This window comes from Micromonospora globispora, from assembly GCF_003857015.1.
Lineage (GTDB): Bacteria > Actinomycetota > Actinomycetes > Mycobacteriales > Micromonosporaceae > Micromonospora > Micromonospora globispora.
Genome location: NZ_QGGF01000155.1, coordinates 1 through 10,413 on the forward strand (window position 1 = coordinate 1; position 10,413 = coordinate 10,413).

At 73.5% G+C, this 10,413-nt stretch carries 13 protein-coding genes and 2 pseudogenes; 11 read left to right on the plus strand and 4 right to left on the minus strand.

The window, feature by feature from the left end; genetic code table 11:
• The 3 genes and pseudogenes from DKL51_RS05690 to DKL51_RS05700 form a co-directional block, all read right to left on the minus strand.
• Window positions 1–380: pseudogene (locus tag DKL51_RS05690) on the minus strand (ATP-binding protein); the annotation flags it as partial.
• A gap of 49 nt (window positions 381–429) precedes the next feature.
• Window positions 430–792, minus strand: a complete 363-nt coding sequence (locus DKL51_RS05695) for a hypothetical protein (protein WP_109945218.1) — start codon at window positions 790–792, stop codon at window positions 430–432.
• Window positions 793–804: 12 nt separating this feature from the next.
• Complete coding sequence (locus DKL51_RS05700; protein ID WP_124811803.1) at window positions 805–1,119, minus strand: hypothetical protein; 315 nt, start codon at window positions 1,117–1,119, stop codon at window positions 805–807.
• Between the two features lie 353 nt (window positions 1,120–1,472).
• Here DKL51_RS05700 and folP point away from each other — a divergent pair, with 353 nt between their 5' ends.
• The 7 genes from folP to DKL51_RS05735 all read left to right on the plus strand — a co-directional run bounded on the left by folP (window position 1,473) and on the right by DKL51_RS05735 (window position 6,113).
• Window positions 1,473–2,375 (plus strand): dihydropteroate synthase, encoded by a 903-nt coding sequence (folP, locus tag DKL51_RS05705; RefSeq protein ID WP_124811804.1) that lies wholly within the window; start codon window positions 1,473–1,475, stop codon window positions 2,373–2,375.
• The gene (folB, locus tag DKL51_RS05710) at window positions 2,372–2,731 is read left to right on the plus strand and encodes a dihydroneopterin aldolase (RefSeq protein ID WP_109945221.1); all 360 of its coding nucleotides are present in this window, start codon (window positions 2,372–2,374) and stop codon (window positions 2,729–2,731) included. The genes folP and folB overlap by 4 nt, the downstream gene beginning before the upstream one ends.
• Window positions 2,728–3,255, plus strand: a complete 528-nt coding sequence (gene folK, locus DKL51_RS05715; protein ID WP_124811805.1) for a 2-amino-4-hydroxy-6-hydroxymethyldihydropteridine diphosphokinase — start codon at window positions 2,728–2,730, stop codon at window positions 3,253–3,255. Before folB ends, folK begins: the two co-directional genes overlap by 4 nt.
• Before the next feature lie 19 nt (window positions 3,256–3,274).
• Window positions 3,275–3,805, plus strand: coding sequence for a DUF3180 domain-containing protein (locus DKL51_RS05720; protein WP_109945229.1), 531 nt, complete (start codon window positions 3,275–3,277; stop codon window positions 3,803–3,805).
• 117 nt (window positions 3,806–3,922) lie between these two features.
• On the plus strand, window positions 3,923–5,119 hold the full coding sequence (locus DKL51_RS05725; RefSeq protein ID WP_109945223.1) for an ABC transporter permease: 1,197 nt from the start codon (window positions 3,923–3,925) through the stop codon (window positions 5,117–5,119).
• 98 nt (window positions 5,120–5,217) lie between these two features.
• The gene (locus DKL51_RS05730) at window positions 5,218–5,526 is read left to right on the plus strand and encodes a hypothetical protein (RefSeq protein WP_109945224.1); all 309 of its coding nucleotides are present in this window, start codon (window positions 5,218–5,220) and stop codon (window positions 5,524–5,526) included.
• Window positions 5,527–5,612: 86 nt separating this feature from the next.
• Window positions 5,613–6,113 carry a hypothetical protein gene (locus DKL51_RS05735; RefSeq protein WP_124811806.1) on the plus strand — a complete coding sequence of 167 codons (501 nt, stop codon included), beginning with the start codon at window positions 5,613–5,615 and terminating at the stop codon, window positions 6,111–6,113.
• Window positions 6,114–6,207: 94 nt separating this feature from the next.
• Here the strand turns inward: DKL51_RS05735 and DKL51_RS05740 are convergent, their stop codons facing one another.
• Window positions 6,208–7,212, minus strand: a complete 1,005-nt coding sequence (locus tag DKL51_RS05740) for an ABC transporter ATP-binding protein (RefSeq protein ID WP_109945226.1) — start codon at window positions 7,210–7,212, stop codon at window positions 6,208–6,210.
• Between the two features lie 2 nt (window positions 7,213–7,214).
• Between DKL51_RS05740 and DKL51_RS05745 the strand changes: the two genes are divergently transcribed.
• The 4 genes and pseudogenes from DKL51_RS05745 to DKL51_RS05760 all read left to right on the plus strand — a co-directional run.
• A complete protein-coding gene (locus DKL51_RS05745) occupies window positions 7,215–7,901 on the plus strand; it encodes an ABC transporter permease (protein ID WP_109945227.1) in 687 nt (228 codons plus the stop codon).
• Window positions 7,898–8,620, plus strand: a complete 723-nt coding sequence (locus DKL51_RS05750; RefSeq protein WP_109945228.1) for an ABC transporter permease — start codon at window positions 7,898–7,900, stop codon at window positions 8,618–8,620. The genes DKL51_RS05745 and DKL51_RS05750 overlap by 4 nt, the downstream gene beginning before the upstream one ends.
• Before the next feature lie 181 nt (window positions 8,621–8,801).
• The gene (locus DKL51_RS05755; protein ID WP_124811807.1) at window positions 8,802–9,806 is read left to right on the plus strand and encodes a glycine betaine ABC transporter substrate-binding protein; all 1,005 of its coding nucleotides are present in this window, start codon (window positions 8,802–8,804) and stop codon (window positions 9,804–9,806) included.
• 191 nt (window positions 9,807–9,997) lie between these two features.
• Window positions 9,998–10,413 (plus strand): annotated as a pseudogene (locus tag DKL51_RS05760) (hypothetical protein); the annotation flags it as partial.

Sequence of the window (10,413 nt, forward strand, 5' to 3'; positions counted from 1 at the left end):
ACCGGGGTGGGATCGACCGACGGCGGCGGAGCGGACCGCGGTGCCGGCGGTGGAGTGTCGGCACGCGCCGCCGGGCGGCGTCCGCCGGACGGGGTGCCGCCGAAGAGGTCGAGGAACGGGGAGTCGATGCCGCCGCTGTCGCCGATGGGCGACGGGCCGGTGGCCGGCTGCTCGTCGGCCGGCGGGGTGCCCCGGTCCGGCGCGGGCCGGGGCGGCTGGAAGACGCCGACCCGGCCCTGGCCGGGGCTGGTGACCAGGGTCGGGTCGAGGGCGACCTCGTCCAGCTCCTCGGCCTCCGGGTAGTCGAACGATCGCGCTCGGTTACCGTACGGCCCGGCGTGGCTCCCGGCCGGGGATCCCGGCGTGGAAGAGCGACTCATGCGACCGCCTCACCCGCGTCGTTCTTCTGCCCGATCGGGGTACGCCCGGTCATGCCAGTTCCTCCCGGATCCTGATCCGGCTCGCCACCAGGCGCGGGTCGCGCAGCTCGGCGGCCGGCTCCCGGGTGCGCCGCCAGTCCGTCAGCGCGGTGCGGATGACCATGCGCGCCGGCCGGTCCGGATCGACGTACCGGAAGATGAACGAGGTGGTCACGATGGCCAGCGAGATTTCCCAGGCCGGGAAGAGCTCCACCTGGAACGTGAACAGCCAGTGGATGAACATGTAGAGCGGTACGAGCAGCATGAACAGGCCGTACTGCGCGTACGGCAGGTGGACCGGAAGCGTGTAGCCGGGCGGCCCGAGATAGACCAGGCGGGCCCGGTAGATGTCGTCGTCGGTGCGCAGCCGCATTGTCGCCGGCGCCTATTCGAAGATCAGATTGATGAGGTAGTCGCCGACGAAGAAGAGTGTGGCGGCGCCGGCGATGAAGGCCAGGCCCACGATGGCGATGGCCGAGCTGGTCAGCACCTTGGAGATCTCGCCCCGGCTGGCGCGGCCGATGAAGATGACACCGAGCACGGCCAGCAGGATCGGCGCGATCTTGCTGGCGAAGAAGGTGACGACACCTTCGGTGTCGATGCCCTTCGGCGCCGGCTCGGCGAGTGGAGTCGACGCCAGGGTGTGGAGCGCGTGGCTGACGGCGGACGACGCCGCCCCCATGAGCTCGATGGCGATCACTGGAAACCTCCCCATGTCGCGGCCGGCGGCGCCGCGTTGGTGCAGTTAGGCATGCCTGGCGGGATGGTGCTCACGGGTGCAGCTCCGACGCTGTGCCCGTCGCCCACCACGGAGAGTGGTGAGCTTTGGGGGGATTCTTCCCGCTTCGGCCCTCCCTCCAGGCTTCGCCATCTCGATGCTGGGCAATTCCAAAGCGTACGGCCCGGCCACCTTTGCGACAACCCGCGAAGAGTCGACCCGATCGGGCCCCGACGCCCGATCGTACACCTGTTCCAATCCCCTTGTCAGTGCCCTTCTGCGCGGTGCCGGCCGGGGCCGCCGGAAGCCCTGCTCGCGACCGGTACGGTCTAGTCGTGACCGATCTGGTACGGGCGCAGGCCCCGGTGGTGATGGGCGTCCTCAACGTCACGCCCGACTCCTTCTCCGACGGCGGCAGATACTCCGATCTCGACGCCGCCGTGGGACACGGAGTGCGACTGCGGAAGGACGGCGCGGACCTCGTGGACGTGGGCGGTGAGTCGACCCGCCCGGGGGCGGACCGGGTCGACGCCGAGACCGAGATCGCTCGGGTGCTGCCGGTCATCCGCGAGCTGACCGCCGCCGGCATCCCGGTCAGCATCGACACCAGTCGCGCCCGGGTGGCCGAGGCGGCCCTCGCCGCCGGCGCGGACGTGGTGAACGACGTCTCGGGCGGCCTCGCCGACCCGGACATGGCCCGGGTGGTCCGGGACGCCGGCTGTCCCTGGGTGCTGATGCACTGGCGTGGGCACTCGCGCCAGATGCGCGACCTGGCCACCTACACCGACGTGGTCGCCGACGTCCGGGCCGAGCTGGCCCAGCGGGTCGACGAGGCGCTGGCCGCCGGGGTCGCGCCGGACCGGATCATCGTCGACCCGGGGCTCGGCTTCGCCAAGACCGCCGCGCACAACTGGGAACTCAGCGCCCGCCTCCCCGAACTGCTGGAACTCGGCTTCCCGCTGCTCTTCGGATCGAGCCGCAAGTCGTACCTGGGCCGCCTGCTCGCCGACGCCGACGGCAACCCCCGGCCGACCAGCGGCCGGGAGGCGGCCACCATCGCCACCAGCGTGCTCGCGGTGGCGGCCGGCGTCTGGGGGGTACGCGTGCACGACGTCCGCGGCACCGCCGACGCCCTCGCCGTCTGGCGCGCCACCGGCAGCCCCCGGCTGACGACGGGGGCCGGCGCCGCCGTCGGAAGCACCGCCACCCGCCCGCACCGACGCCAGGGAGAACGATGACCGACCGGATCCAGCTGACCGGGCTGCGGGCGCGCGGCCGGCACGGCGTCTACGACTTCGAGCGGGCCCAGGGCCAGGAGTTCGTGGTCGACGCCGTGCTCGAACTCGACCTGGCCCCGGCGGCGCGCTCCGACGAGGTGACCGACACCGTCCACTACGGCGAGCTGGCCGAGCGGCTGGTCGCGGTGCTCACCGGGGAACCGGTCAACCTGATCGAGACGCTCGCCGACCGGCTGCTCGCCGTCTGCCTGGCAGAACCCCTGGTCAATGCCGCGACGGTCACCGTGCACAAGCCGGAGGCCCCCATCCCGCACACCTTCCGGGACGTGGCGGTGACGATGCGGCGTACCCGATGACCCGGGCCGTGCTGTCGATCGGCAGCAACCTGGGCGACCGGCTGGCCCACCTGCGCTCGGCGGTGGCCGGGCTCGGGGACGCGGTCCTGGTGGTCTCCGGGGTCTACGAGACTCCACCGTGGGGGGACACCGACCAGCCGGCGTACCTGAACGCGGCGGTGATGGTCGCGGACCCGGCGGCGACCCCGCGGGACTGGCTGGAGCGGGCCCGGGCCGCGGAGAACGCGGCCGGGCGGACCCGCGACCCCGAGCGCCGGTTCGGGCCGCGCACCCTGGACGTGGACGTCATCGCGGTCTGGGACGACGCGGGGCAGCCGGTGCTCAGCGACGATCCCGAGCTGACCCTCCCGCACCCCCGCGCCCACCTGCGCGCCTTCGTGCTGCGGCCGTGGATCGACATCGAGCCGCACGGTCGGCTGCCCGGCCACGGCTGGCTGACCGACCTGCTCAACGCCGAGCCGCTGGCCGGGGACGCCCTGGAACTCAGTCCTCGGCCCGATCTGGCGATAGAGTCGGACACATGACCCAGTGGAGCCGGACGGCATGACCCAGGCGCAGTCCCCGCGCGACCCTGACCGCTTCCGGATGGGTCCCACCCGGATCTCCACCCTGGTGGTGGCCGGCCTCGCCGCCGCCGCGGTGGCCTGGCTGCTGATCAGCAGCTTCTACTACGACGTCGCGCCGAACCTGCCCTGGTTGCCGGTGATCACGCTGGCCACGCTGGCGGTGCTGGAGGGGTACGCGGCGGTCAACACCCGCAACCGGATCGAGCGCCGGCCCGGCCGTGATCCGGTCAACCCGTTGCTGGTCGCCCGGTTCGTCGTGCTGGCCAAGGCCTCCGCGCTGGCCGGGGCGATCTTCGCCGGCTTCTACGCCGGGATCACCGGGTGGCTCTTCATCGAGCGGACCAACGCCGCGGTCGGCGACCGGCCCGCCGCCGGGGCCGGGCTGCTCGCCTCGCTCGCCCTCGTCGCCGGCGCGCTCTGGCTGGAGCGGTCCTGCCGGGTGCCGGAACAGGAGGACGACGAGGACCGCGAGCCCGGCGACCGCGAGACCCCGCGCGGCCGCCTCTGATCAGGGGGTTCCCCCTACCCCCGCCCGCAGGTACCGTCCGTGGCGACCGGAGAGCAACGGCCGCCCCCGGTCCGTCGGGCGTCGGACCTGGACGGCCGAACGTGGGAGGCGCAGGGCATGGCGTACGACGAAACGGGCCGGGGTGGGCCGGCGGAACCGTCGTCCGGCGTACCCGCGGCCGTGCTCGAGAACGTCTTCGACGACCCCGTGCACGGGGAACCGGGCCGGGACCGGATCGCCGTCCACGTGGTGTGGGAGGTCCTGCTGCTGGTCGGGCTGGCCGGCCTGACGTACCTGCTGTGGCGGGAGAACGCCGACGCGCTGCGCGGTGACGGCCTGAAGGCGCTGCTGGTCGACGTGGTCGCGCTCGGCCTGCTCACCCTCGCCGCCGGGCTGAGCCTCCGGGCCGCCGTGCCCAACCTGGCGGTCGGGCCGGTTGCGGTGGCCGCCGCGCTGCACTTCGCCGAGCAGGGCGACCGGGGCGTCCGGGAGGCCATCGTCCCGGCCCTGGTGGTGGCCGCGCTGGGCGGCCTGGCCCTGGCGTGGGCAGTGGTGGTGCTGCACGTGCCCGGCTGGGCGGCCAGCCTGGCCGGCGCGGCCGGGGTGATCGTGTACATCGAGCGACGCACCACCCCGATCGTCGTCCAGGGCGGGTACGACCCGCGTCGCACGGCCTTCTACCTCTTCGCCGGCTTCGCCGCGGTGGCCGTCCTCGGCGGCCTGTTCGGCGCGATCCGGGCGATCCGGCGACTGGTCGGGCGGTTCCGACCGGTCGCCGACCCGGCCCGGCGCCGGGGCGCGGTGGCCGCGATGGTGGCCGCCTTGGCCCTGATCGTGTCGACCGTGCTGGCCATGCTCGCCGGGGTGCTGATCGCGGCCAACGGCAACGGCCCGGTCGCCCCGGCCTCCGGGCTGGACTGGTCGGTGCTGGCGATCGGCACCGCGCTGCTCGCCGGCACCAGCGCGTACGGCCGACGGGGCGGCATCTTCGGCACGCTGATCGCGGTCAGCCTGGTCGTGGTCTTCCTCTCTTGGGTGCAGGCGCGCGGCTGGACGGTCAGCCGGTGGACCGTCGGTGGGGTCGCCCTGGGCGTCGGCCTGCTGGTCACCCGCCTGGTCGAGGCGCTCGGCCGACCCCGAGTGGTGGCCGGCGAGGCGGTCGAGCTGGGACCGCCCGGCGACGGCACCATCAGCGCGGGCTGGTCGTTGGCCCGCCCGGGCCCGGTCGACAACTGGTCCCCGGCCCTGCCGGTGCAGACCACCGAGACCACGGTCGACCCCTGGGAATCCCGCTGGGACACCGACGGCCGCTGACCCTCCCCACCGGCCCTGGGCGTGGCGTAGGGGCACCCGGGCGGCGCCGGGCCGCGTCCGGCGGGCCGGACCTGATCTCGTTGGTTAGGCTCAGCGGCATGAGCGAGACTCCTGCCACCGGCGCCAGCGGCCGTACTTTCGACGAGCTCGACAAGCTCTCCACCGAGGAGTTGCGCGAGCAGGCGTTCGCCCTGGCCCGGGAGCACCGCGACGTCGGGTTCTTCTGGTCGGTGCTGCGACACCTGCCGAACGCGGACGAGGCCGCCGCGCTGGACGGCGCGCCCAACTCCGTCGGGCCGACCATCGACGAGGCCAACGCCCTCTGGCGGGAGCTGACCGGGCACGGCTACGAGGAGTCCGCGCCGCTGCTGCGGGCCGCCTTCATCGACTACCTGATGAAGCACTGATTCCTCGGATGACCGCCCGCCGTTCCACGGCGGTCGCGCGTACGCGCAGGTTTGCCCGGCGGCGCGGGCCGGGAAATGACCGCCCCATGGCCCTCACCAACCGCCCCCGGACCGTCAGCGGGTACGGCACCGCCGCAGGCACCGGCGCCCTCGCCGCTCTTCTCCTCGTCGGGGTGTGCGGCAGCCCGATGTACGCGGGCTGGGTGCAGGACCACACCGACCCGAACGGGGCGGGCGGCTGGTTCCTCCGGCTGCTCGCCTGGCCAGCCTGGAAACTGCACTCCGACGACCCGCACCAGGGGGTGCTCGCCAACGACCTGCGCGCCATCCTGCTGGTGATCCTGGCGGTGGCCTTCCTCTACCTGCTGCCGACCTCGCAGGCGGCCCGGGTGCAGAGCTCGGCCAGTCAGTTCTTCTCCGGCTGGGCGGCGTACGTCCTGGCCGCCGGCTTCGCCGCCCTGCTCGCCGCGCTCCTCGGCCCGGACGGCTCGCTCTACGCCGCTTTCCAGGCCACCGGCACGGGCGTCACGTACGGCTTCTTCGCCGGCTGGATCGTCGGCACGGCCAGCCTCGGCGGCCGGGCCTGACGCCCGCCGCTCGGCATCTCAGGACGATCGCGGCCGGCGGCGGCCCGCCGATCGGCATCGCGGGGGCCATCGCCGGCCGGCGGCGGCCCGCCGGTCAGCCCTCCGGGTGACCGAGGCCGAGCAGCCGTTGCCGGCTGAGCAGGCCGACCGGTTCCCCCTCCTCGGTGACCACGGCCTGCTCGGCGGCCGCGCTGAGCAGCACGGCCAGCGCGTCGTACGCGGAGCCACCCAACGATAGTTGCGGCAGGTCGGTCGTACCGCCGGCCGGGGGAAGTGGATCCAGCACCGCCCGGGTGACCGGGGTGACCGCCAGCCGCCGGATGCCCCGGTCGGCCCCGACGAACTCGCGGACGAACGGGGAGGCGGGCGCCCCGAGCAGCGCGGCCGGGGTGTCGTACTGCTCCAGCCGACCGCCCTCGGAGAGCACCGCGATCCGGTCGCCCAGCCGGACCGCCTCGTCGAGGTCGTGGGTGACCAGCACGATGGTCTTGCGGACCTCGGCCTGGAGGCGGAGGAACTCCTCCTGGAGCCGGGCCCGGACGATCGGGTCGACGGCGGAGAACGGCTCGTCCATCAGCAGCACCACCGGGTCGGCGGCGAGCGCCCGGGCCACCCCGACCCGCTGCCGCTGGCCGCCGGAGAGTTCGTGCGGGTAGCGGCGGCCGAACTGCGCCGGGTCGAGGCCGACCAGGTCCAGCAGCTCGTCGACCCGGCGGCGGGTCCGCTCCCGGGGCCAACCGAGCAGCCCCGGTACGGTCGCCACGTTGGCGCTGACCGTCTGGTGTGGAAAGAGGCCGACGTTCTGGATGACGTACCCGATCCGCCGGCGCAGCCGCACCGGGTCGACCTGGGTGACGTCCTCGTCGCCGAGCAGGATCCGACCGCCGGTCGGCTCGATCAGCCGGTTGATCATCCGCAGCACGGTGGACTTGCCGCAGCCCGACGGGCCGATCAGTACCGCCAGCTCGCCCGCCTTCACCTCCAGGCTCAGCTCCCGCACGGCCTCGGTCCCGTCCGGGTAGCGCTTGCGGACCGCGTCCAGCGTGATCGAGGCTGCGCCGTGTCCGGCGTCGCCGGTGGTCTCCGGGGTAACGTCCACGTGTGTCCCTCCACCTGAGCTACCGGGCCGCCCCGGGTAACCCGTGGTTCTCCTGGCAGTACGTGCGGGACAACTCTGACACGATCCTCGCCGCGCTGCGTGAGCACGCCTCGCTGACCGGCCGGGCCGTGCTGATCGCCGCCCTGGTGGCGGTGCCGCTGGCGGTGGCGGCGTACTGGTTCCGTTCCCTTGCCGGGCCGATCCTGGCCCTCACCGGGGTGCTCTACACGATCCCATCGCTGGCGCTCTTCGCGTTCCTCGCGCCGTACCTGGGCATCGGCGCGCTCACCGTGCTCAGCGTGGTGGTGCTTTACGCCCTGCTGGTCATCGTGCGCAACGCGATGGCCGGGCTGAACCAGGTGCCGCCCGAGGTCCGCGAGGCGGCCGAGGGGATGGGGTACGGCCGCTGGGGCCGGCTGTTCCGGATCGAGCTGCCGCTGGCGCTGCCCGGCATCCTCACCGGCCTGCGGCTGGCCACCGTCTCCACGGTGGCCCTGGTGACCGTCGGCGTGGTGGTCGGCCGCGGCGGCCTCGGGCAGCTCATCTTCGCCGGCTTCCAGAACAACTTCTACAAGGCCCAGATCATGACCGGGACGGTGCTCTGCGTGCTGCTGGCGCTGGTGCTCGATCTGCTCCTCGCGGGGGTCGGCCGGTTGTTGACCCCGTGGCTGCGGGGGAGGGCCGGATGAACGCGATCGAGCAGGCCATCGTCTGGCTGAACGACCCGCTGAACTGGACGAACCCGGGCGGCATCCTGGACCGGCTCGGCGAGCACCTGGGGATGTCCGCCGCGGCGGTGTTGCTCGGCTGCCTGGTGGCCTGGCCGGTGGGGCTCTGGCTCGGGCACACCGGTCGGGGCGGCGGCGCGGTGCTGCTGGTGTCCAACGTCACGCTGGCGGTCCCGACCCTGGCGCTGCTGACCATCCTGCCGCTGACGTTCCTCGGTTTCGGTCGGCCCTCGGTGGTCGTCGCGCTGGCCGTCTTCGCGGTGCCGCCGCTGCTGGCCAACGCGTACACGGGCGTCCGGCAGGCCGACCCGGAGGCCCGGGACGCGGCGCGCGGGATGGGGCTCTCCGGCGGGCAGGTGCTGCGCCGGGTCGAGCTGCCGCTCGCGGTGCCGTACCTGGCCGCGGGCTTCCGTACCGCGGCCGTGCAGGTGGTCGCCACGGCGGCCCTGGCCTCGTTTGTCAACGGCGGCGGGCTGGGCCAGATCATCCGGGCCGGGTTCGGACTGGACATCGCGGCCGGCGGCGGGCAGATCATCGCCGGCGGCGTGCTGGTGGCCGGGCTCGCCCTGCTCGTCGAGCTGATCCTGGCGCTGGTGGAGCGGGTGGTCACCCCACGGCCGCTGCGCCGCACCAGTCGCCGCGCCGCCCGCCGGGCGGCGGACGCGGTCACCGGCGGCTGACCCCGGCGGTACGCCGGCGCGGCGGCCGGACGATGACGATCCGGTGACGAAGCTCCCCCTGGGTTGTCGGTCCCCCCGGGCAGGATGTTGGGTGGATCTCGCGGGCGACCGAGCGGACGGATCGCCCGTCGGACACGCGGCCGGCCCGACGGGTCGCGCCGGGACACGGAAGGCGGGCATGATGCGCGCACGTACAACCCTGGCGATGGGGGCGGTCGGCGCTCTCGCCGCGGCCGGGCTCCTCGCCGGCTGCGGTGGCGCCGGTTCCTCCGGCACCGACGCGCCCGAGAAGGGCGCCTCCGGGGCCGGTTGCGCCCCCGTCGCGGGCGACCAGCTGGTCGTCCTCAACGACGACAAGAAGCTCCAGAACACCGACAACATCCTCCCGGCGATCAACGCGAAGGCGGCCAGCCCGCAGCTCGTCGCCGCGCTGGACAAGGTCTCCGCGGCGCTCGACACGCCGAAGCTGATCGAGCTCAACAAGTCCGTCGACGTCGAGCGGCAGACCCCGCAGGTCGCGGCGAAGGAGTTCGCCGACGCCAACGACGTGACGGAGGGCATCGAGAAGGGGCCGGGCGGGTCGATCACGGTCGGCGCGGGCAACTTCAGCGAGAGCCAGACCCTCGCCGAGCTCTACAAGATCGCCCTCACCTCGGCCGGTTACCAGGTCAAGGTGCAGACCATCGGCAACCGGGAGCTCTACGAACCGGCGCTGGAGAAGGGCGAGATCCAGGTCGTCCCGGAGTACGCCGCCACCATGGCGGAGTTCCTCAACACCAAGGCGAACGGCAAGGACGCCCAGCCGGTCTCCTCGCCCGACCTGGACAAGACGGTCAACGCGTTGAAGGCCGCCGGTGACAAGGCCGGCATCAGCTTCGGCAAGCCGTCCGGGGCCCAGGACCAGAACGCGTTCGCCGTCACCAAGGCCTTCGCCGACAAGTACAAGGTCGCCAGCCTCTCCGACCTGGCCAGCAAGTGCTCCGGCAAGGCCACCGTGCTGGCCGGCCCGCCGGAGTGCCCGCAGCGGCCCAAGTGCCAGGCCGGTCTGGTCGAGGTCTACGACTTCAAGGGCGGCTCGTTCAGCTCGCTGGACGCGGGGGGCCCGCAGACCAAGAACGCGCTGAAGACCGGCACGGCCAGCGTCGGCCTCGTCTTCTCCTCGGACGCGGCGCTCGCCGGAAGCTGATCGCCTACGACTGTTCCGATGCGGCGCGTCTGACGCCGCGCCGCGACCCGGAACAGTCGCTGGTCGCCGACGGGCTCCCCGGGGTCCGTCGGCGACCGGCCGCCGGGAGAGCACAGACCCTGGTGACCGGGCTGACATCGGTGCTTTCGGCCCGTTCCCAGGCGGGGCAACTCTCGGTACTGTGCACAGCCATGCCCGCCCCGGTTATCCCCGCCGCGAAGCGCAGTTCGTCGCTGCTGACCGTCCTGTTCTGGGTCGGTGTGGCGCTCGCCCCCGTGGCGGCGCTGATCCTTCTCGTCGCCGACGGCAACGGCCCGCTGCGCTTCGGTGCCGTACTGGCCATCCTGGCCGTGGTGCTGATCGGCCTCTCCATCGCGCTGCGGGCCGAGGGTGGCGGAGGGTCGGCCGGCTCGGAGCAGATGCTGGCCGAGGTCGAGCAGCTGGGCCGGGAACTGCGCAGCGAGATCGTGGCCGCCGCGCAGCGCGGCAACCAGGCGCTCGACCAGGCGCAGCGGACCCAGGAGGCGGTCGCCGCGCTGCGTCGTCGGCTGGACGTGGCGGCCGCCGGCATCGCCGCCGCGGCCGGCATCACCGCCTCCGAGGAGCC

Excerpts from the sequence above, each read along its gene's own strand:
- DKL51_RS05725 (WP_109945223.1), top strand. The coding sequence starts at position 3,923 with ATGGCGTACGACGAAACGGGCCGGGGTGGGCCGGCGGAACCGTCGTCC.
- DKL51_RS05720 (WP_109945229.1), top strand. The coding sequence starts at position 3,275 with ATGACCCAGGCGCAGTCCCCGCGCGACCCTGACCGCTTCCGGATGGGT.
- folB (WP_109945221.1), top strand. The coding sequence starts at position 2,372 with ATGACCGACCGGATCCAGCTGACCGGGCTGCGGGCGCGCGGCCGGCAC.
- DKL51_RS05755 (WP_124811807.1), top strand. The coding sequence starts at position 8,802 with ATGCGCGCACGTACAACCCTGGCGATGGGGGCGGTCGGCGCTCTCGCC.
- folK (WP_124811805.1), top strand. The coding sequence starts at position 2,728 with ATGACCCGGGCCGTGCTGTCGATCGGCAGCAACCTGGGCGACCGGCTG.
- DKL51_RS05750 (WP_109945228.1), top strand. The coding sequence starts at position 7,898 with ATGAACGCGATCGAGCAGGCCATCGTCTGGCTGAACGACCCGCTGAAC.
- DKL51_RS05730 (WP_109945224.1), top strand. The coding sequence starts at position 5,218 with ATGAGCGAGACTCCTGCCACCGGCGCCAGCGGCCGTACTTTCGACGAG.
- DKL51_RS05695 (WP_109945218.1), bottom strand. The coding sequence starts at position 792 with ATGCGGCTGCGCACCGACGACGACATCTACCGGGCCCGCCTGGTCTAT.
- DKL51_RS05735 (WP_124811806.1), top strand. The coding sequence starts at position 5,613 with ATGGCCCTCACCAACCGCCCCCGGACCGTCAGCGGGTACGGCACCGCC.